18 protein-coding genes are annotated in these 19,402 nt (G+C 72.3%); 10 read left to right on the top strand and 8 right to left on the bottom strand.

Translation table 11 applies throughout. The features are described from left to right. Together ACIBG4_RS36650 and ACIBG4_RS36645 are read right to left on the bottom strand one after the other, a co-directional pair. Window positions 1-918 carry a TIGR03619 family F420-dependent LLM class oxidoreductase gene (locus tag ACIBG4_RS36650; protein ID WP_397206375.1) on the bottom strand — a complete coding sequence of 306 codons (918 nt, stop codon included), beginning with the start codon at window positions 916-918 and terminating at the stop codon, window positions 1-3. A gap of 189 nt (window positions 919-1,107) precedes the next feature. Continuing rightward, window positions 1,108-1,416, bottom strand: a complete 309-nt coding sequence (locus ACIBG4_RS36645) for a MiAMP1 family antimicrobial peptide (RefSeq protein WP_310708449.1) — start codon at window positions 1,414-1,416, stop codon at window positions 1,108-1,110. 256 nt (window positions 1,417-1,672) lie between these two features. Here ACIBG4_RS36645 and ACIBG4_RS36640 point away from each other — a divergent pair, with 256 nt between their 5' ends. Genes ACIBG4_RS36640 through ACIBG4_RS36630 form a run of 3 tightly spaced genes read left to right on the top strand, consistent with a single transcriptional unit; the run spans window position 1,673 to window position 5,073 of the window. Then, entirely contained in the window at window positions 1,673-2,947 is a 1,275-nt protein-coding gene (locus ACIBG4_RS36640) for an arginine deiminase (protein WP_397206373.1), read from the top strand. A 42-nt stretch (window positions 2,948-2,989) separates the two neighbouring features. Continuing rightward, the gene (locus ACIBG4_RS36635) at window positions 2,990-3,655 is read left to right on the top strand and encodes a MarC family protein (protein ID WP_397206371.1); all 666 of its coding nucleotides are present in this window, start codon (window positions 2,990-2,992) and stop codon (window positions 3,653-3,655) included. Window positions 3,656-3,660: 5 nt separating this feature from the next. Further along, window positions 3,661-5,073: a basic amino acid/polyamine antiporter gene (locus tag ACIBG4_RS36630; RefSeq protein ID WP_397206369.1), complete on the top strand. Its 1,413-nt coding sequence runs from the start codon at window positions 3,661-3,663 to the stop codon at window positions 5,071-5,073. Window positions 5,074-5,088: 15 nt separating this feature from the next. On the opposite strand, the gene ACIBG4_RS36625 is transcribed toward ACIBG4_RS36630, so the two are convergent. Together ACIBG4_RS36625 and ACIBG4_RS36620 are read right to left on the bottom strand one after the other, a co-directional pair. After that, window positions 5,089-6,825 carry a glycerol-3-phosphate dehydrogenase/oxidase gene (locus ACIBG4_RS36625; protein ID WP_397206367.1) on the bottom strand — a complete coding sequence of 579 codons (1,737 nt, stop codon included), beginning with the start codon at window positions 6,823-6,825 and terminating at the stop codon, window positions 5,089-5,091. 116 nt (window positions 6,826-6,941) lie between these two features. Next, entirely contained in the window at window positions 6,942-7,712 is a 771-nt protein-coding gene (locus tag ACIBG4_RS36620) for a DeoR/GlpR family DNA-binding transcription regulator (RefSeq protein ID WP_397206365.1), read from the bottom strand. 133 nt (window positions 7,713-7,845) lie between these two features. Here ACIBG4_RS36620 and ACIBG4_RS36615 point away from each other — a divergent pair, with 133 nt between their 5' ends. The 4 genes from ACIBG4_RS36615 (at window position 7,846) to ACIBG4_RS36600 (ending at window position 11,648) form a co-directional block, all read left to right on the top strand. Further along, window positions 7,846-8,718, top strand: coding sequence for an SIS domain-containing protein (locus ACIBG4_RS36615; protein ID WP_355445153.1), 873 nt, complete (start codon window positions 7,846-7,848; stop codon window positions 8,716-8,718). After that, window positions 8,715-9,851, top strand: coding sequence for an N-acetylglucosamine-6-phosphate deacetylase (nagA, locus tag ACIBG4_RS36610; RefSeq protein ID WP_397206363.1), 1,137 nt, complete (start codon window positions 8,715-8,717; stop codon window positions 9,849-9,851). The genes ACIBG4_RS36615 and nagA overlap by 4 nt, the downstream gene beginning before the upstream one ends. Then, a complete protein-coding gene (locus ACIBG4_RS36605) occupies window positions 9,848-10,756 on the top strand; it encodes a 1-phosphofructokinase family hexose kinase (protein ID WP_397206361.1) in 909 nt (302 codons plus the stop codon). Before nagA ends, ACIBG4_RS36605 begins: the two co-directional genes overlap by 4 nt. A 67-nt stretch (window positions 10,757-10,823) precedes the next feature. Beyond that, window positions 10,824-11,648, top strand: a complete 825-nt coding sequence (locus ACIBG4_RS36600; RefSeq protein WP_397206359.1) for a ketose-bisphosphate aldolase — start codon at window positions 10,824-10,826, stop codon at window positions 11,646-11,648. Window positions 11,649-11,657: 9 nt separating this feature from the next. Here ACIBG4_RS36600 and ACIBG4_RS36595 read toward each other — a convergent pair whose 3' ends face one another. Then, window positions 11,658-12,431, bottom strand: coding sequence for an aminoglycoside phosphotransferase family protein (locus ACIBG4_RS36595; protein ID WP_397206357.1), 774 nt, complete (start codon window positions 12,429-12,431; stop codon window positions 11,658-11,660). A gap of 104 nt (window positions 12,432-12,535) precedes the next feature. Here ACIBG4_RS36595 and ACIBG4_RS36590 point away from each other — a divergent pair, with 104 nt between their 5' ends. Then, complete coding sequence (locus ACIBG4_RS36590) at window positions 12,536-13,102, top strand: hypothetical protein (protein ID WP_397206355.1); 567 nt, start codon at window positions 12,536-12,538, stop codon at window positions 13,100-13,102. Between the two features lie 10 nt (window positions 13,103-13,112). Here the strand turns inward: ACIBG4_RS36590 and ACIBG4_RS36585 are convergent, their stop codons facing one another. Then, entirely contained in the window at window positions 13,113-14,327 is a 1,215-nt protein-coding gene (locus tag ACIBG4_RS36585; RefSeq protein ID WP_397206353.1) for an alpha/beta hydrolase family protein, read from the bottom strand. 164 nt (window positions 14,328-14,491) lie between these two features. Here ACIBG4_RS36585 and ACIBG4_RS36580 point away from each other — a divergent pair, with 164 nt between their 5' ends. Together ACIBG4_RS36580 and ACIBG4_RS36575 are read left to right on the top strand one after the other, a co-directional pair. After that, the gene (locus ACIBG4_RS36580) at window positions 14,492-15,925 is read left to right on the top strand and encodes an MFS transporter (protein WP_397206351.1); all 1,434 of its coding nucleotides are present in this window, start codon (window positions 14,492-14,494) and stop codon (window positions 15,923-15,925) included. An 11-nt stretch (window positions 15,926-15,936) separates the two neighbouring features. Further along, the gene (locus ACIBG4_RS36575) at window positions 15,937-16,422 is read left to right on the top strand and encodes a pyridoxamine 5'-phosphate oxidase family protein (RefSeq protein ID WP_397206349.1); all 486 of its coding nucleotides are present in this window, start codon (window positions 15,937-15,939) and stop codon (window positions 16,420-16,422) included. 65 nt (window positions 16,423-16,487) lie between these two features. On the opposite strand, the gene ACIBG4_RS36570 is transcribed toward ACIBG4_RS36575, so the two are convergent. Together ACIBG4_RS36570 and guaB are read right to left on the bottom strand one after the other, a co-directional pair. Further along, window positions 16,488-17,609: a GuaB3 family IMP dehydrogenase-related protein gene (locus ACIBG4_RS36570; RefSeq protein ID WP_355445126.1), complete on the bottom strand. Its 1,122-nt coding sequence runs from the start codon at window positions 17,607-17,609 to the stop codon at window positions 16,488-16,490. Between the two features lie 3 nt (window positions 17,610-17,612). Continuing rightward, window positions 17,613-19,094: an IMP dehydrogenase gene (guaB, locus tag ACIBG4_RS36565; RefSeq protein ID WP_355445123.1), complete on the bottom strand. Its 1,482-nt coding sequence runs from the start codon at window positions 19,092-19,094 to the stop codon at window positions 17,613-17,615. Window positions 19,095-19,402 lie beyond the last annotated feature (308 nt).

Below are 19,402 nucleotides of genomic sequence, written 5' to 3'. Positions count from 1 at the left end.
TCATCCCGCCCGCAGGACCTCGACGAGATCGTGCGCCACGTCCAGGAACTCCTCCCGCGAGGACGCCGTCGGCTGCACGTCCACGAACGTCTCATGGGCGCCCAGCTCGGCCAGGCTCAGCACGTAGTCGCCGATCTGGCGGACGGTCCCGGCGCGCGGCACCCGCTCGGCGGGTGCCGGCGCCCGGGTGATCTCCGGGTTGACGCGCACCACCATGCGCAGGGCGGACGGGTCGCGCCCCGCCCGCTCGGCCGCCCGCAGCGCCACCTCCCACAGGGAGGTCAGGTAGGCGGGCGGCATCGCCGCGCCGAGCCAGCCGTCGGCCCGCCTGCCGACCCGCTCCAGGGCCGCCGGGGTGAAGCCGGCGAGCAGGATCGGCGGGCGCGGGTGCTGGAACGGCTTCAGATCGACGTGGGACGGCGGCACCCGCCACAGCGGGCCGTCGTGCTCCACCACCTTCTCCGACCAGGCGGCCTCCATCAGGTCGAGCGTCTCCTCAAGCCGCTGCCCCCGGCCCCGCCACGGCACCCCGGCGGCGGCGTACTCGTCACGCAGCCAGCCGAGGCCGATCCCCACGTCCAGACGTCCGTGGCTGAGCAGGTCGAGCGAGGCCAGGGCGCGGGCGAGCACGACCGGCGGCTGCCACAGGGCATTGAGGGCGCTGGTCCCCAGCCGCACGTCCCGCGTGCCGACGGCTGCCAGGGTCAGCGCCGCGAGCGGGTCGAAGAACGTCCTGAACGCCGAGGGGATCTCACCGTCGCCTCCCGGGTACCGGTCGCTGGGCTCCAGGGGCACCAGGACGCGGTCGCCGGCCCACAGGCTGTGGTAGCCCATGGCCTCCAGGTCCACGGCGGCCTGCCGGATGAAGTCCGGATCGGCGAAGACGCCGTACTGGGGGACCGCGAATCCGATCTGCATGAGACATTCCTTCGGGCTGGGCGGCCGCGACGCCGGATTGCGGCCGTTCGCCCATGATCATGCCGTGGGAGCCCGTGACGCGCACGCGCACAGGGCGCCCCCCGAGCCGTTGCCCGGTGGACGCCCTGTGCCCCCGAAGGGCCCGCCCATGCGTGCGGCGGGTCAGCGCCGATCGTCAGCGCACGATTGTCAGCACACGATGAAGATGCTCTGCCAGCCGACGGAGGTGTGCTGCTCGGCGTTGCGGTTGGAGGCGAGCTCGAAGTGCATCGGGCCCCGCGCGTTGGGCTGGTTGTACATGCGGCCGCTCTGGCCGTCGCCGAACCACTTGTAGGACCCGTGATAGACGATGTTGGACACCCCGCAGGCGTCGATGAACTGCGTCCGGCCGGTGAAGCCGGGGCCTTCGTAGGCGATGTACTGCGAGGCGTAGGCGGCGCTGCCCATGATCGCGACCATGGCGGCCGCGAGGACGGGGACGAGGGCGATTCTCTTCACGATGATCCTCCCGATGCGACTCTCTCTTCACTGAGAGTATTCATACGGTAACCGTGTGCACAATGAAGAGGCAAGGGACACCCCGGCGACGCCAAGAAGGTAACGCCCAGGTCAGGGCGCCGCGCCGGCACCCGCCGACGCGCCTTGAAGGGAGATCGCCGCACCGCCAACCTTTGACAAAACACTCACCGTCGACGATTGACCCCAAATGCGTAGTGGAAGGAAGCGGGTTGGTCGACCTGGACGGGGGAACGTCGTGAGCACCAGATATGGGGTCCACTCCGAGGTGGGCACGTTGCGGCAGGTCATCGTGCACCGGCCGGACCTCAGCCTGAAGCGGCTGACGCCGGCCAACAAGGACGAGCTGCTCTACGACGACGTGCTGTGGGTCAGCCGTGCCCAGGTCGAGCACGACGCGTTCGTGGAGCTGATGCGCGGTCGCGGCATCGAGGTGTTCCACCACCAGCAGCTGCTCGCCGAGGCGCTGGAAGCCGCTCCCGAGGCGAAGAGGCACGCGGTCGAGCGCACCGTCACGCACCTGACGGTCGGCCCGCAGCTCGTCGACGAGATCCGCGCGGAGCTCTCCTCCTGGAGCGGGGAGAAGCTGGCCGAACACCTGATCGGCGGGCTCACCAAGGACGAGTTCGTCGCCGAGACGCGGGCCAGGAGGGAAGGGCTCGACGCCCGCTCCCTGGTCACCGCCATGGCCCGGATCGGATCGTTCATCCTGCCGCCGCTGCCGAACTCGCTCTACCAGCGCGACCCTTCGGCCTGGCTGTACGGCGGGGTCTCGCTGAACCCGCTCTACTACCACGCCCGCCGCCTGGAGACCATCAACCAGAGCATCGTCTACCACTTCCACCCGATGTTCGCCGACGACGGCTTCGCGTACTGGTACCCGCCGATGGGCGACGACGGCAGCTTCGACGAGGAGGACTTCGGCCGGGCCTCGCTGGAGGGCGGCGACATGATGCCCATCGGCAACGCCACCGTCGCCATCGGCGTCAGCGAGCGCACCAGCCCGATCATGATCGAGCACCTCGCCGGGGAGTTGTTCGCCGCGGGGGCGGCCACCAGGGTGCTCGCGGTCAACATCCCGCCGCACCGCTCCTACATGCACCTCGACACCGTGTTCACGCTGCTGGACGTGGACAAGGCCACGGGGTACCCGCCGGTCGTCGAGAACGCCGCCGTCTACTCGCTGCGGCCCGGCGACAAGGAGGGCACCCTGGACGTGCACCGCGAGCCGAACCTGGCCGCCGCCTTCGAGGACGCGCTCGGCATCGGCAAGCTCGACATCATCCCCACGGGCGGGGACGACTACCAGCGGGCCAGGGAGCAGTGGGACAGCGGCAGCAACTTCGTCGCCCTGGAGCCGGGTGTCGTGGTCGGCTACCACAAGAACGAGTTCACCAACCGGAAGCTGCGCGAGCACGGCGTGGACGTCATCGAGATCGAGGGCTTCGAGCTGGGCAAGGGCCGGGGCGGCGGGCATTGCATGACCTGCCCCATCCTGCGTGACCCGGTCTAGAGCCCGTCGCGACCGCAGCGGCTTCCCGGCGTAAGGACTCCGATGACCCATCCGGCACTGATTCTCTTCCTGGCGCTGTTCGGGCTCTACAGCCCGGTCGCGGCACTGGCCTCGTACCTGCCGATCGTCCGGCCGTACACCCACAAGCAGGTCAACCGGCTCGCGATCGGGCTCGCCGTCAACGTCGCCGTCTTCGTCCTGGCGGCGTTGTGGATCGGCGAGCCGCTGCTCAAGCTGCTCGGCATCAGCACCGCGGCGCTGACTGCCACCGGTGGCATCGCCCTGGCGTACGCCGCCATTCCGCTGATGCGGGGCCAGGCCGGCGCGGTGGAAGAGCTGGAAAGGCTGGAGGAGGAGCGGCAGCCGGGTGCCAACCCCTCGTCCGAGCCGGTGCCGGAGCCCAAGTCGATCCTGTTCACCCCGCTCAGCTTCCCGCTGACCGTCGGCGGCACCACCTTCGCCTTCGGCGTCGCCGCGTCGGCGGCCGCGACCACCCTGCCGGACAAGCTCGCCCTGTCGCTGGCCGCCCTGTGCTTCGCCGTGGTCACGGGGGTGACGCTCTACCTGTCCGGCCACGTCCAGCGGCGCATCTCGTTCAAAGGGGCGATGATCCTGGATCGCGTCGCGGGCATCCTGCTGACCGCGATCGCCGTCATTCTCCTCGCCAACGGCTTCACCGACCTCGTCACCGCTCGCCTGGCTCACTGAAGCCCATGTGCGCCGACGACAGCAGAGCGACGGACGCCAGGACGACTGCCCAGAAACTGTCGCTGCCGACGCTGACCGCCATGGTCGTCGGCTCGATGGTGGGCGCCGGCGTGTTCTCGCTGCCGCGCAACTTCGCCCAGGCCACCGGCGTGTTCGGCGCGGTGGTCGCCTGGGTGGTCGCCGGTGCGGGCATGCTGATGCTGGCCTTCGTCTTCCAGTCGCTGGCCGTGCGCAGGCCGGACCTGAACGCCGGCGTCTACGCCTACGCGAAGGCGGGATTCGGCGAGTTCCCCGGCTTCTTCTCCGCGTTCGGCTACTGGGCCAGCGCCTGCGTCGGCAACGTCTCCTACTGGGTGCTGATCAAGTCCACCCTGGGCGCGGTCATCCCTGGCTTCGGCGAGGGCAACACGCCGCCGGCGGTGGCGGTCTCCGTGGTGTGCGTGTGGGGCTTCCACTTCGTCATCATGCGCGGGGTCAAGGAGGCCGCCGGGATCAACAGGATCGTGACCGTGGCCAAGCTCGTGCCGATCCTGCTGTTCGTGGCGATCCTCGCGCTCACCTTCAAGGCGGACACGTTCAGCGCGAACCTGTGGGGCGACGGGCCGCTGTTCGAGCAGGTCAGGGCCACGATGCTGGTCACCGTCTTCGTGTTCCTCGGCGTCGAGGGCGCCAGCGTCTACTCCCGCTACGCGCGCAGGCGCGAGGACGTGGGCCGGGCCACGCTACTCGGCTTCCTCGGCGTCCTCGCCCTGTTCGCCTCGGTCACGCTCCTGTCCTACGCCGCACTGCCCAAGGCGCGTACGGAGGCGTTGCGCCAGCCGTCCATGGCGGGAGTGCTCGAAGCGGTCGTCGGCCCCTGGGGCGCCGTCCTCATCAGCGTCGGCCTCATCGTCTCGGTGCTCGGCGCCTACCTCGCCTGGACGCTGATGGCCGCCGAGGTGCTGTTCGTGGCGGCCCGCGACGACGACATGCCCGCCTTCCTGCGGCGCGAGAACCGCCACGGCACCCCCTCGGCCGCTCTCATGCTGACCAGCGCCCTCATCACCGCCGTGCTGCTCGTCACGCTGCTGTCGGAGGACGCGTTCACCTTCACGCTCAAGCTGACCAGCGCGCTGGCACTGGTGCCGTACCTGCTCGCCGCCGGCTACGCGCTCAAGCTGGGCGGCCCTCGCACGCAGGTGCTGGTGGCCGCGCTCGCCGTCCTCTACACGGCGTTCCTGATCTTCGCCGCGGGGCTGAAGTTCCTGCTGCTGTCATGCGTCGTCTACGCGCCCGGCACGATCCTGTTCGCCCTCACCCGCCGCGAGCACGGCAGACGCCTCTTCTCCTCCCCCGCCGAGGTGACCCTGTTCGCCGTGGTGGCCGTCGGCGCCGTCCTGGGCGTCATCGGCCTGGCCACCGGCTTCATCACCATCTAGGTCCCGCGGAGGGCGTCAGGGGTGTTCGGGTGAGACGACCGGGACGATCTCCGGCGCGCCCAGTCTGATCGCGTCGGCGTCCTGGTCGGTGTCCTGCTCCTGGGAGAGCCGCTCGGCCTCCACCCGCTTGGTGTAGTACTCGACCTCCGCCTTGACCTGCTCCGCGTCCCAGCCGAGCGGCCCGGCCATCAGCTCCGCTGCCTCCCGGGCGACGGCCTTGCCCCGGTGGAACGTCTCGATCGAGATGCGGGTGCGGCGGGTCAGCGCGTCGTTCAGGTGCCGAGCGCCCTCGTGGGTGGCGGCGTAGACGATCTCCGCGCGCAGGTAGTCGTCGGCGCCGTCGAGCGGCCTGGCCAGCGACCGGTCCTCCCGGATGAGCTCCAGCACCTCGTCGATCATCGAGCCGTACCTCTGGAGGAGGTGCTCGATGCGGGCCACGTGCAGGCCGGACTCGTGGGCGATGCGGTGCCGGGAGTTCCACAGGGCCTGGTAGCCCTCGGCGCCGGCCAGCGGGATGCGGTCGGTGCACGACCGCGGGACGCGCTGGTCGAGGCCGTGCGCGACGGCGTCCACGGCGTCCTTGGCCATGACCCGGTACGTCGTGTACTTGCCCCCGGCGACCATCACCAGGCCGGGCACCGGGTGGGCGACGACGTGCTCGCGCGACAGCTTCGAGGTCTCGTCGGACTCGCCCGACAGCAGGGGGCGCAGCCCCGCGTACACACCCTCGACGTCGTCGCGGGTCAGCGGCACCGCCAGGACCGCGTTGACGTGGTCGAGCAGGTAGTCGATGTCGGCGCGGGAGGCGGCGGGGTGGCTCTTGTCCAGGGTCCACTCGGTGTCGGTGGTCCCGACGATCCAGTGCCGGCCCCACGGGATGACGAACAGCACCGACTTCTCGGTACGCAGGATGATCCCGGTGCTGGAGTGGATGCGGTCGCGCGGCACCACCAGGTGGATGCCCTTGGAGGCGCGGACGTGGATCTGCCCCCGGCCGCCGACCAGCTCCTGGATGTCGTCGGTCCACACGCCGGTGGCGTTGACGACCTGCTGGGCGCGGATCTCGAACTCCTCGCCGCTCTCCAGGTCGCACACCCGCACCCCGGTGACCCGCTCCCCCTCGCGCAGGAACCCGACGACCTGGGCCCGCGGCGCGACGTGCGCGCCGTAGCCGGCGGCCGTGCGCAGCAGGGTCATCACGTAGCGGGCGTCGTCGACCTGGGCGTCCCAGTACTGCACGGCACCGGTGAACGAGGTGCGCTTCAGCGCGGGCGCGAGCCGCAGCGCCTTGGACCGGGACAGGTGCCGGTGGCCCGGCACGCCCCGGGTAAGCCCCGAGGCGAAGCCGAGCATGTCGTAGAGCGCGACCCCGGCCCCCACGTACGGCCGCTCCCACCCGAGGTGCGTCATCGGGAAGAGGAACGGAACCGGCCGCACCAGGTGCGGCGCGATGCGCTGGAGCAGCAGGGAGCGCTCCTGCAACGCCTCGCGGACGAGCTCGAAGTTCAGCTGCTCCAGGTAGCGGAGCCCGCCGTGGATCAGCTTGGAGGAGCGGGAGGACGTGCCGGAGGCGAAGTCGCGCGCCTCCACCACTCCCACGTCGAGGCCACGGGTCGCGGCGTCGAGCGCGATCCCCGCTCCGACCACACCACCCCCCACCACCACGACGTCCAGCTCCTCGGCGCTCATCCGGGCGAGCGCCGCCGTCCGCTCGGCGGGCCCGAGCCGGGCCACGCCTCTTCCCGCCGTCATTAGCTCTCCCTGGTGTACGGCCTGCATCCATTGCGCTCCCATACCTACCCGCCGGGCGACGGGCATGTAACGCCGGGGAAAGTTGCCCTCGCCACACCGGCCGCCCGCTAGGAGCGCTAGGCGCGGACGACCTTGACGCCCGCGTCCGTGAGCCGGGCGGCCTGGTCGTCGGGGAGCCCGTCGTCGGTGACGAGCGTGTCGATCTCGCCGATGGCGCAGATCCGGGAGAACGCCCGGCCGCCGACCTTCGAGGAGTCGGCCACGGCCACCACCTGCTGGGCGCGGCTGATGAGCAGGTGATTGACGCTCGCCTCGCCCTCGTGGTGGGCCGAGGCCCCGAGCTCGACGTCGATCGCGTCGACGCCGAGGAAGGCCACGTCCAGCGTCACCTGCTCCAGGACGCCCGAGGCGAGCGGCCCGATCAGCTCGTACGACTGCGGCCGCGCCACCCCGCCCGTGACCACGATCTTGACGTGCCGGCGGACGGTGAGCTCGGCGGCGATGTTGAGCGCGTTGGTGACGACCGTGAACCCGGACTCCAGGGCGGTGCTGGTGGCCAGCGCGCGGGCCAGCTCGGAGGTGGTGGTGCCGCCGTTCATGCCGACCACGGCGCCGGCGGAGACGAGCGAGGCCGCGGCGGCCGCGATGCGGTGCTTGGCGTCGGCGTGCCGGGCGGTCTTGTAGCGCAGCGGCAGGTCGTAGCTGACGCTCTGCGCCACCGCGCCGCCCCGCGTGCGCATGAGCATCTGCTGCAAGGACAGCTGGTCGAAGTCGCGCCGGATGGTCGCCGCGGAGACGTCGAGCGCCTGCGCGGCCTCCTCGACGGACAGGCGGCCCTCCTGAGCGAGCAGCTCAAGAATGGTGTTCCACCGGTCGTATCGGGACACGCGCGCCTCCTCCGGGCTCCGTCAGCAGCAAGGGTGGCACACCAGAGCCGACGCAGCCACACCTGCACAATTGTGCTCCTTTCTGCTATAAAAAGCACAGGAACACGCAAACCCCGCACCCGGGAGGTAACTGGTGACCACTCACACCGAAGCCGAGATCGCCTCCCAGCCGGAGTGCTGGCGTCGCGCCGTCGCCGACGTGCCCGCGGACGCACTGCCCGTCCCCGGCGAGCGCGTCGCCGTCGTCGGGTGCGGCACCTCCTGGTTCATCGCCATGGCGTACGCGGCCCTGCGCGAGCGGGCCGGGCAGGGCGAGACCGACGCGTTCGCCGCCTCCGAGGCCCCCACCGGCCGCCGCTACGACCGCGTCATCGCGCTGAGCCGCTCCGGCACCACGACCGAGGTCCTGGAGTTCCTGAACCGGACCGGCTCGCCCACCACGGCCATCACCGCCGACCCCGACACTCCCATCATGACCGCCGCCGGCCAGGTGATCGTGCTCGACTACGCCGACGAGCGGTCCGTCGTGCAGACCCGGTTCGCCACCACCCAGCTCGCGATGCTGCGCGCCAGCCTCGGCGAGGACCTCGGCCCGGCCATCGCCGACGCCGAGCACGTGCTGGCGTCGCCCCTCGACCCCGCGCTCGTGGAGGCGGAGCAGTTCAGCTTCCTCGGCGCCGGCTGGTCGGTCGGCCTGGCGCAGGAGGCCGCGCTGAAGATGCGCGAGGCGTCGCGCTCCTGGACCGAGGCGTACCCGGCGATGGAGTACCGTCACGGCCCGATCAGCATCGCCGGGCCCGGCCGCGTCACCTGGATGCTCGGCAAGGCGCCCGACGGGCTGCGCGAGCAGGTGGAGGCCACCGGCGGCGCGTTCCACGAGAGCGGGCTCGACCCGATGGCCGAGCTGGTCCGCGCCCAGCGCGTCGCGGTCGCCCGCGCCACGGCCCGCGGCCTCGACCCGGACGAGCCCCTGCACCTCACCCGATCTGTGATCCTTTCTTCATGAGCCTCACTCTCGCCGACGCCCGCGTCGTCACCCCCGAAGGCATCCACGACGGCTGGCTGGCCATCGAGGACGGCCGCATCACGCACGTCGGCCACGGCCGCGCGCCGCGCGCCGGCCACAGCCTGGGCGGCCGGTACGTCGTCCCCGGATTCGTCGACATCCACAACCACGGCGGCGCGGGCGGCTCCTTCCCCACCGGTGACCAGGACGGCGCGCGGGACGCCGTGGAGCTGCACCGGCGCCACGGCACCACGACCCTGGTGGCGAGCCTGGTCACGGCCGCCGTGGCCGACCTGGAGGCCGCCGCGTCGTCACTGGCCGACCTGTGCGACGACGGCCTGCTCGCCGGCCTGCACTTCGAGGGCCCGTACATCTCCAGGGCCCGCTGCGGCGCGCACGATCCGGCGCTGCTGCGTGAGCCGTCGCCGCGCGAGTTCGAGCGGCTGGTGAAGGCCGGCCGCGGCCACGTCCGCATGCTGACGATCGCGCCGGAGCTGCCCGGGGCGCTCGACACCGTGCGCGCGGCCCGCGACCACGGCGTGCTCGCCGCCCTCGGCCACAGCGACGCCACCTACGAGCAGACCCTCGACGGCATCGACGCCGGGGCGAGCGTGGCCACCCACCTCTACAACGCGCTGCCGCCGCTCGGACACCGCTCCCCCGGCCCGGTCGCCGCCCTCCTTCAGGACGAGCGGGTGACGGTCGAGCTGGTCAACGACGGCGTCCACGTGCACCCGGCCATGCTCCGCCTCGCCTGCTCGGTGGCCGGGCCGGGCCGGACGGCGCTGGTCACCGACGCGATGTCAGCGGCCGGGATGGGCGACGGCGACTACGAGCTCGGCGCGCTGCGCGTGACCGTGTCCGGCGGCGCCGCCCGGCTGGCCGAGGGCGGCACGATCGCGGGCAGCACGCTCACCATGGACGTCGCCTTCCGGCGCTCCGTCACCGAGGTGGGCCTGACGCTGTCCGAGGCGTCCGTGGCCGCCTCCCTCACCCCGGCGCGCGTGCTGGGGCTCGACGCTCAGATCGGCTCCATCGCCGCCGGCAAGACCGCCGACCTGGTCGTGCTGACCGACGAGCTGGAGGTGGCCGGCGTGATGAGGCGCGGCGCCTGGCTGACGGAGCCCCGATGATCCTCACCGTGACGATCAACGCCGCCCTCGACGTCACCTACCAGGTGCCCGAGGTCGACTGGGCCGGGGTCAACCGGGTGCAGACCGTCCACCGGCGGGCCGGCGGCAAGGGCGTCAACGTGGCCCGCGTCCTGCGCGGCCTCGGCCAGGAGGTGCTGGTCACCGGCCTGGCGGGTGGCCCTGTCGGGCGGGCCGTCGAGGCCGACCTGGAGGCCGCCGGACTGCCCCACGCGCTGGTCCCCATCGCCGCCGAGTCCCGTACGACGCTGGCCGTCACGGGCGGCCCCGGCGGGGCGGCGCTGTTCAACGAGCCCGGCCCTGAGGTGTCGGCGGCGGAGCTGCGGGAGTTCGGCCGGGTGTACGCGTCGCTGCTGGAGCGGGCCGACGCCGTGGTCCTCTCGGGCAGCCTGCCCCGTGGCGTCCCGGCCGGCACGTACGCGACGCTGGCCGCCCTGGCCGCCGAGCACGGGGTGCCCGCCATCGTCGACGCCGACGGGGAGGCGCTCCGCCACGCCCCGGCCGGCCGTCCCACGATCGTCAAGCCCAACGTCCACGAGCTGGCCCGGGCCGTGCCGCCGCACGACCACCCCGTCGAGGGAGCCGAGCACCTGCGGGCCCGCGGGGCCGAGTCCGTGGTCGTCTCGCTCGGCGAGGAGGGCGTGTACGCGGTCACCCCCGAGGGCACGTTCCGGGCCCGCATGCCGTACCGGGTGGAGGGCAACCCGACGGGCGCCGGTGACTCGCTGGTGGCGGGGCTCGCGCTGGGGCTGGTCGAGGGCGCCGCGTGGCCCGAACGGCTCCGCACGGCCGCGGCGCTCGGCGCGGCCGCCGTGGCCGCCCCGGTGGCCGGCGACTTCGACCGCGACGTCTACGCCAGGACGCGCCCGCTCATCGAGATCACCTGAATCGCCTGAAGCAGCAGATCACCTGAACCGTCGAGATCACCTGAGCCTGATCCAGGAGGAGCCCGCCATGCCTCTCGCCACCACCGGCGACATCGTCCGCGCGTCCCCCGCGGGGGTGGGTGCCTTCAACATCATCCAGCTCGAACACGCCACCGCGATCGTCGCCGGAGCCGAGGCCCTCGGCCTGCCCGTGGTGCTCCAGATCAGCGAGAACTGCGTCCGCTACCACGGCGCCCTTGAGCCCATCGCGCTGGCCTCGCTCGCGGTCGCCCGCCGCGCCGCCGTGCCGGTGGCGGTCCACCTCGACCACGCCACCGACCGGGCACTGGTCGAGGAGGCGGTGGAGCTGGGCATCGGGTCGGTGATGTTCGACGCCTCGGCGCTGCCCGACGAGGAGAACATGGCCGCCACCGCCGCCGTCGCCGCCTGGTGCCATGAGCGCGGCGTGTGGGTGGAGGCCGAGCTGGGCGAGGTCGGGGGCAAGGACGGCGTCCACGCCCCGGGCGCCCGCACCAAGCCGCACGAGGCCGTGGACTACGTGGCGCGCACCGGCGTGGACGCCCTGGCCGTGGCCGTGGGCACCTCCCACGCCATGACCACCAAGGACGCCGTGCTCGACCTGGACCTCATCGCCGAGCTGCGCGACGCGGTGCCGGTGCCGCTGGTCCTGCACGGCTCGTCGGGGGTGCCCGACGACACCCTCCAGGCCGCCGTACGACAGGGCATGAAGAAGATCAACATCGCGACGCACCTGAACAAGGCGTTCACCGGCGCCATCCGCGACCACCTGACGCACGACGCGAAGGTCGTGGACCCCCGCAAGTACGTGCGGGCGGGCCGCGACGCGGTCACCCGCGAGGTCATCCACCTGCTGGGCGTCCTCGGCGAGTGACCCCGCGGCTCAGCCGCCCAAGCAGCGCAGCACCCGCCCGGCCTGCCGCCGGAACGTGCCGGGCGGGTTGCGCGGCCCCTCGGGGGACAGCAGGAACAGCCACATCAGCGCGTGCAACCGCCGGCACCCGGCCAGGCGCCGCTCCTCGGCCGGGGACAGCTCGACGTGGGCCAGGACGTCCACCTCACCGTCCACCCACATCGACACGTGCTGGGAGATCTCGGACAGCTCGAAGGCGCGGTCGCTGCGCCCCGACTCCTCGAAGTCGATGATCCGCACCCGGGCACCGTCCCACAGGAAGTTCGCCAGGTTCCCGTCGCCCGCGCCGAACACCGGCCTCACGCCCTCCTCGCCGGGACGCCACCGCTCCAGCCACCGCGCTCCCTCGCGGACAGCCTGATCGGCGAGCGGCTCGCGGGGGGTCCAGCGGGCGCACCACTCCCGCACCTGGGCGGCCAGCGGGGCGAGGTGCCAGGGACGTTCGGGCAGGCGGGCGAGCACGTCGCGCGGCACCGCCGCGTGCAGCCGGTCCGCCGCCCGCGCCAGGTGCCCCGCGTACGCCCCGGCGCCCGGCAGCGACCGCAGCGGAATCCCGGCGAGGCGCGACATCGTCACCGAGCCGTCGAACGCGATCGGCGCCGGCGCCAGCCCCGGCGCGTGCTCGGCCAGCAGCGTCAGTGCCCGCCACTCCCGCTCCCCCGCCTCCGGGTCGTCGCCGGTGTACCGCTTGACGACCCGGTCGCCCAGCAGCTCCACCTCATGCGTCCACTGAAGATCCGCCACACCCGGATGTTAGGCGACGGAGCCGCTCGCGGCGGGCCGCCCGGAGCTCGACGGGAGACCGGGGCCGGGGAGACTGGAGGAGGGGGCCGAGCGAGGAGGGCGCCATGACGACGTACGACCGGCCTCCCGGGGACGCCGCGCGCGCGGTGGACGAGATCGCCGCCGCGGTCGGGAGCGTGCCGGAGGCCGAGCTCGATGCGATCGCCGAGGAGCTGCTCGCGGCGCGCCGGATCGCCTGCTACGCGCCCGGCCGGGAGGGCCTGGCGCTGCGCGGGCTGGTGATGCGGCTGTTCCACGCCGGGCTCGACGCTCACTACGCCGGCGAGATGACCTGCCCGGCCGTGGGGAAGGGGGACGTGGTCGTCCTGTCCTGCGGCCCCGGCCGGCTGTCCACGGTGGAGGCGCTGGCCGGCGTGGCCGTGCGGGCGGGCGCCCGCATGCTGTACCTGACGGCCCAGCCGCGGAACCCGCCCGCCGGCCGGGCGGATCGCGTCGTCCGGATCAGGGCCCAGACCATGGCCGACGACCGTGACTCGACGGCCGTGCTGCCCATGGGGAGCGCCTACGAGATCGCCCTCTTCGTCCTGGCCGACCTGATCACCAACCGGGTCCGGGCACACCGGTCGGAGCCGGCGGAGATGTCGCGATCACGCCACACCAACCTCGAATGAGCTCGGACGCTCAGGCGCAGGTCTTCGTCTCCGGGGCGCAGAACTTGACCTCGGGGTAGCGCGCCGACGCCTTGTCGAGCAGGGGCTCCCGCTCGCCGCGCAGGTGACGGTCGAAGAAGGCCCCGACGTAGGCGCGCGTGACCTTCATCGAGCGGGCCCCCGACAGCTCGGCTCCGATCTCGATGCCGAACTGGTCGGCCAGCAGCCCGACGTCCGTGAAGGACTCGTGCACCGTACCCGTCACCAGCAGCCAGCGCTTCCACCCGGTGAGCAGCTTCCAGTCGTTCTCCCAGGAGGCGGCGGGGCCGCCGGTTCCCGGCGTGTACGTCGCCGGCTTGCCCAGGAACATGAACGGGCGCGACAGCCCGCCCTCCGGGATCGGGCCCTCCGTGGTGCCGTCGATGTCGATACCGGCCCGCAGCCGGGAGTCCCGCACCATCGCGTCGAGGGTGCTCGCCCCTCCGGCGGAGTGCCCGGCCATCGCGATCCTGGACGGGTCGACGAGGGCGGCGAGCTTGCCGCCCTTCCCGGTCAGCTCGTCGAGCACGAAGGAGACGTCGGCCGCCCGCCCCTTGCCCACCTTCTTCCAGAACGCCAGGTCGTGGTCGCCCTCACAGGCGACGCAGGTGGTGACCCGCCCGTCGGGGAAGGTCGTGGCGACGTTCTCGTACGTGTGGTCGATCGCGGCGACCGCGTAGCCCCTGCTGGCCAGGTCCTCGGCCAGGCCGGTGAGCGTGGCGCGGGGCTTGGTGAAGCCCGGCGAGAGGACGACGAGGGGCAGGCCGTGGCCGCGCCGCGCGGGCCGGGCGTCGGTGAAGGCGTTGGTGCGCGTCCTGCTCAGCACGTCCAGGGGCACGCCGGTGATCCCGCCGTCCTTCAGCAGGGCCTCGGACTCCTTCGCGGTCATGTACGGCGCCCGCCGCTTGCCCGGCGACGCGGCCGGATACCACAGCGACACCATGAGCTCCCTGGCCTTCGCCGTGGGGACCCAGGGATCGGGGCGCGAGGTGTCCTTCAGGTACAGGGACGTGGTGCCGACCGCGTGCGACCCGGTCGGCTTCGGCAGGGCGGGCGTGACCGCCCGGACGCCGGTCGCCGGCGTGGCCGCGGTCGTGGACGGTGCCGCGGTCGTGGACGGGGCCGCGTTCGCGGGGGACGTCAGGCAGGCGGACGTCACCAGGATCAGAACCCCGGCCGCCAAGCCGGACATGCGAGACGTGTTCATGACCACAGTGTATATACCCGGTGTATATACGCAGCACATAAGCAGGACGGAAGCGGTGACTTCGCAGTAACCGAGTGAGGTGAAAGTGCCGTCTTCCCTGCATGCCGCCGGTGACGAAAGATGCTCCTAGTTACCAGAAAGAACCAAAAGTGCGGAAGGCTCTCATGTCCTCATCCACCGAACGCATGGACGCGCGCTCCTGGGGCGTCCTGCTCGTCCTCGCCGGCGCCGTCTTCCTCGAAGGCATCGACGTGGCCATGCTCAACGTGGCGCTGCCCGCGATCCGGGCCGACCTCGGCCTGTCCACGGAGGTGCTCAGCGGCGTCGTCTCCGCGTACGTGCTGGGCTACGGCGGTTTCATGCTGCTCGGCGGGCGCGCCGCCGACCTGCTGGGCCGGCGCCGGATGTTCCTGACCTGGCTCACGGTCTTCCTGGCGTTCTCGGGGCTGGGCGGCCTGGCCACCGAGGGATGGACGCTGCTGGTCGCCAGGTTCGTCACGGGGGTGGCGGCCGCGTTCATGGCGCCCGCCGGGCTGGCGCTGCTCACCGGCAACTTCCCCGAGGGCCCCCGGCGCACCAAGGCACTCGGCGTGTACGCGGGCATCGCCGCGGGCGGCTTCTCCCTCGGCCTGGTCGCCGGCGGGCTGCTGGCCGCGCTCGGCTGGCGGTGGGTGTTCTTCGCCCCGGTGGTCCTGTCCGCCCTGATCCTGGCGGCGGCCGTCCCGCTGGTCAAGGACTCGCGCGAGCGGCAGCGGGGCGGCTTCGACCTGGCCGGCGCGTTCACCATCACCGGGTCGATGCTGCTGCTGGTCTACGGGGTGATCCGGCTGGAGCATCCCGGCCAGGGGCTGTGGGTCACCGTCGCGGCGTTCGCGGCGGGAGTGGCGCTGCTGGCGGCGTTCGTCGTGATCGAGCGGCGTTCGGCCGACCCCCTCGTCCGGCTCGGCATCCTGCGATCGGCGCCCCTCGTCCGCGCCAACCTCGGAGCGCTGCTCTTCCTCGTCTCGTTCGCCGGGTTCCAGTTCCTGGCCACCCTCTACCTCCAGGAAGTGCGCGGCTGGAGCACCATCCAGACCGGCCTCGCCATGCTGGTGATCGGCATCGACACCGTCCTGGCCCCGACCGTGACGCCGTGGCTGGTCAACAGGTTCGGCAACGCGCGGGTGCTGTTCGCCGGGCTGGCGCTGGCGGCCGTCGCGTACGCGCTGTTCCTGCCGGTCGGGAACGACTGGACGTACGCCGCCATGTTCCCGACCATGCTGCTGCTCGGGCTGTCGTTCTCCCTGGCGTACGGGCCGCTGACCATGGCCGCCACGGAGGGCGTGGACGAGCACGAGCACGGCCTGGCCGGCGGCCTGCTCTACACCGCCTTCCAGTTCGGCACCGCGCTGGGGCTGGCGGCCGTCACCGCCGTGAGCGTCGCCGCGCTCGGCGACGCCACCGGCCCCGAGGCCAGGCTCGACGCGATCCGCGCGGCCCTCGTCGTCCCCGTGGCCGCCGCGGTGCTGGCCGTCCTGGTCACCGCCTTCGGCCTGCGCGGCGCCCGCCGGCCCGCGCCCGAGACCGCCGAGCCCGCCCCCGCGCGGGCATCGGCCTGAGGAGGATGGCGATGGCCTCCAGGACGCGGTCGTTCGCGACGATCGAGCCCCGGTTCAACGCCTACATCGGCGACATCGTCTACGCCACGATGACCACCGTGGACGCCAGGGGACGGCCCCGGGCCCGGGTGCTCATCCCCGTCTGGGAGGTGGTGGACGGCCGCCCGCTCGGCTGGCTGGCCACGTACCGGACGCCCGTCAAGGCCGCCCACCTGGCGGGCAACCCGCACACCACGTTCTCGTACTGGAGTCCCCGCCAGAACGCGGTGAGCATCGACGCCGTCGCCGAATGGGTCGTCGACAGGGAGATCGGCCGCCACGTCTGGGACCTGTACGCCAACGGCAGCCCGCCGGGCGCCGGCTACGACCTGGGCGCCTTCTGGAAGGGCGTCGACGACCCGAAGCTCCATGTGCTGCGGCTGACGCCGTGGCGGGTCCAGGTCATCCGGGGCACCGACCTGCACAGCGTGATCTGGCGGGACGACCTCCCGGGATGACGTGACCGGTCAGGCCACCCCGGGAGGACCGCCCGGCAGGTGAATCGGCGGGGAAGGCGGACGCGTCAGGGCTGGATCGGGGCGACGACCACCTCGACGCGCTGGAACTCCTTGATGTCGGAGTAGCCCGTCGACGCCATCGTCCGCTTGAGCGCGCCCATGAGGTTCATCGACCCGTCGGCGACACTCGACGGCCCGTGCAGGATCTGCTCCAACGTGCCCACCGTATCGAACCTGACGCGGCGACCGCGCGGCAGGTCGGGGTGGTGCGCCTCCGAGCCCCAGTGGTAGCCGTGGCCGGGCGCCTCGGAGGCGCGGGCCAGCGGCGAGCCGACCATGACAGCGTCGGCGCCGCAGGCGATGGCCTTGGCGATGTCGCCCGAAGTGCCCATGCCGCCGTCGGCGATCACGTGCACGTAGCGGCCGCCCGACTCGTCGAGGTAGTCGCGGCGGGCCGCGGCGACGTCGGAGACGGCGGTGGCCATCGGCACGGCCACGCCCAGCACGTTGCGCGTGGTGTGCGAGGCGCCGCCGCCGAACCCGACGAGCACGCCCGCCGCGCCCGTGCGCATGAGGTGCAGCGCGGCCGTGTACGTGGCGCAACCGCCCACGATGACCGGCACGTCCAGCTCGTAGATGAACTGCTTGAGGTTGAGCGGCTCGGCCCGGCCCGACACGTGCTCGGCGGAGACCGTGGTGCCGCGGATGACGAAGATGTCCACGCCCGCGTCGATCACGGCCTTGTGGTACTGGACGGTGCGCTGCGGCGAGAGCCGCACGGCCGTCGTCACGCCGGAGGCGCGGATCTCCTCGATGCGCCGGCCGATCAGCTCTTCCTTGATCGGCGCCGTGTAGATCTCCTGCAGCCTCTTGGTCGCCGCCTCGGCGTCCAGCCCGGAGCACTCCTCCAGCAGCGGCGCCGGGTCCTCGTAGCGCGTCCACAGCCCTTCGAGGTCGAGCGGGGCCAGGCCGCCGAGCCGGCCGATCTCGATCGCGGTGGCGGGCGACACCACGCTGTCCATGGGGGCGACCACGACGGGCAGCTCGAACCGGTAGGCGTCGATCTGCCAGGCGATCGAGACCTCCTCCGGGTCACGCGTGCGCCGCGAGGGGACGAGGCCGATCTCGTCGAGCGCGTACGCCCGGCGTCCCGTCTTCCCCCGGCCGATCTCCACCTGCTGAGTCATGGATTACCTTCTGTGATAGTTCGGAGCTTCGACAGTCATCTGGATGTCGTGCGGGTGGCTCTCCTTGAGGCCCGCCGCGGTGATCGGCATCAGCTGGCAGTCGGTGTGCATCTGCCCGATCGTGCGGCACCCCGCGTACCACATGCCCTGCCGCAGGCCGCCGATGAGCTGGTGCGCCACCGCGGCGACCGGGCCGCGGAACGGGACCTGGCCCTCGATGCCCTCGGGGATGTACTTGTCCTCGCCGCCGACCTCCGCCTGGGCGTAGCGGTCCTTGCTGAAGGAGGTGCCGCCGCGCTCGCGGTTGCGGACCGCGCCCAGCGAGCCCATGCCCCGGTACGACTTGAACTGCTTGCCGTTGATGAAGATCAGCTCACCCGGCGACTCCTCGCAGCCGGCGAGCAGCGAGCCGAGCATGACCGTGTCGGCGCCCGCGGCGATCGCCTTGACGATGTCGCCGGAGTACTGCAGGCCGCCGTCGCCGATGACCGGCACCCCGGCGGGGCCGCAGGCCAGCGCCGCCTGGTGGATCGCGGTCACCTGCGGCGCGCCGACCCCGGCGACGACCCGCGTGGTGCAGATGGAGCCCGGCCCGACGCCCACCTTGACGGCGTCGGCGCCCGCGTCGACCAGCATCTGGGCGCCGGCCCTCGTCGCGACGTTGCCGGCGATGACGTCGACCCTGCTGTTGGCCTTGACCTTGGCGACCATGTCGGCCAGGCCCTTGGAGTGGCCGTGCGCGACGTCGACCACGATGACGTCGACGCCCGCCTCGATGAGCGCCTTGGCCCGCACCTCGGCGTCGCCGCCGACGCCCACCGCCGCGCCGACCACGAGCCTGCCGTCGGCGTCCTTGGTGGCCAGGGGGTACTGCTCGCTCTTGGTGAAGTCCTTGACCGTGATGAGGCCGCGCAGCCGGCCGTCGGGGTCGACGAGAGGCAGCTTCTCGATCTTGTTCTGCCGGAGAAGGGCGAACGCGTCGTCCCGGGAGACGCCGACCGGGGCGGTGACCAGCGGCATCGAGGTCATCACCTCGCGCACCGGGCGCGCCTGGTCGGTCTCGAACCGCATGTCGCGGTTGGTCACGATGCCGACGAGGATGCCGTCGCGGTCGGTGACCGGCACGCCGGAGATCCGGTACGTGGCGCACAGCCGCTCGACGTCGGCCAGCGTGTGGTCGGGGGTACAGGTCACCGGATTGGTCACCATGCCGGCCTCGGACCGTTTGACCAGGTCGGCCTGCTGGGCCTGCTCCTCGGCCGCCAGGTTGCGATGGAGGACGCCGATGCCGCCCTGCCGGGCCATGGCGACCGCCATGCGGGCCTCGGTGACCGTGTCCATGGCCGCCGAGACCAGCGGGATGGACAGCGTGATGTTGCGTGACAACCGCGAACTGGTGTCGGCCTCACCCGGCTGGAGATCCGAATAACCCGGCACGAGCAGCACGTCGTCGAAGGTAAGACCCACCTCGGTGAACTTGGACATGCTGCGGCCCCCTCCTGCCGTTGCGCGTGATGGGGACAAGTCTAGGGCCTGCGTCCAAACAGGAAGGATGCCGGGAGGACGATGACCCCCACGGCCCGTCGTACTCCCGGCATCGAAAAAGGGCCGGGGGACGGGACGGTCGGTGATCCGTCCCGTCCCCCGGCCACCGGCGGCCCGGGCCGGAGCGCGCGTCGCGCCACCGGACCCCCCTCCGTGTCCTGATGGCCCGCGCTCCGCGGCTCGTGGATCCGCCGACTCTCCGTCAAGCCTGCGTCACCCAGCGGCACGCCGCAATGTGCAAACGTGCA

The sequence above is a fragment of the Nonomuraea sp. NPDC050383 genome, from assembly GCF_044459125.1.
Lineage (GTDB): Bacteria > Actinomycetota > Actinomycetes > Streptosporangiales > Streptosporangiaceae > Nonomuraea.
Note: the sequence above shows the minus strand (reverse complement) of the source record. Positions and strands in the feature narration are given on the sequence as shown.

What these genes read in the sequence shown, in the direction of transcription:
- ACIBG4_RS36605 (WP_397206361.1), top strand. Translation starts at nt 9,848, where the DNA reads ATGATCCTCACCGTGACGATCAACGCCGCCCTCGACGTCACCTACCAG.
- ACIBG4_RS36575 (WP_397206349.1), top strand. Translation starts at nt 15,937, where the DNA reads ATGGCCTCCAGGACGCGGTCGTTCGCGACGATCGAGCCCCGGTTCAAC.
- ACIBG4_RS36600 (WP_397206359.1), top strand. Translation starts at nt 10,824, where the DNA reads ATGCCTCTCGCCACCACCGGCGACATCGTCCGCGCGTCCCCCGCGGGG.
- ACIBG4_RS36585 (WP_397206353.1), bottom strand. Translation starts at nt 14,327, where the DNA reads ATGAACACGTCTCGCATGTCCGGCTTGGCGGCCGGGGTTCTGATCCTG.
- ACIBG4_RS36570 (WP_355445126.1), bottom strand. Translation starts at nt 17,609, where the DNA reads ATGACTCAGCAGGTGGAGATCGGCCGGGGGAAGACGGGACGCCGGGCG.
- ACIBG4_RS36630 (WP_397206369.1), top strand. Translation starts at nt 3,661, where the DNA reads ATGTGCGCCGACGACAGCAGAGCGACGGACGCCAGGACGACTGCCCAG.
- ACIBG4_RS36625 (WP_397206367.1), bottom strand. Translation starts at nt 6,825, where the DNA reads ATGACGGCGGGAAGAGGCGTGGCCCGGCTCGGGCCCGCCGAGCGGACG.
- ACIBG4_RS36650 (WP_397206375.1), bottom strand. Translation starts at nt 918, where the DNA reads ATGCAGATCGGATTCGCGGTCCCCCAGTACGGCGTCTTCGCCGATCCG.
- ACIBG4_RS36635 (WP_397206371.1), top strand. Translation starts at nt 2,990, where the DNA reads ATGACCCATCCGGCACTGATTCTCTTCCTGGCGCTGTTCGGGCTCTAC.
- nagA (WP_397206363.1), top strand. Translation starts at nt 8,715, where the DNA reads ATGAGCCTCACTCTCGCCGACGCCCGCGTCGTCACCCCCGAAGGCATC.
- guaB (WP_355445123.1), bottom strand. Translation starts at nt 19,094, where the DNA reads ATGTCCAAGTTCACCGAGGTGGGTCTTACCTTCGACGACGTGCTGCTC.
- ACIBG4_RS36580 (WP_397206351.1), top strand. Translation starts at nt 14,492, where the DNA reads ATGTCCTCATCCACCGAACGCATGGACGCGCGCTCCTGGGGCGTCCTG.
- ACIBG4_RS36590 (WP_397206355.1), top strand. Translation starts at nt 12,536, where the DNA reads ATGACGACGTACGACCGGCCTCCCGGGGACGCCGCGCGCGCGGTGGAC.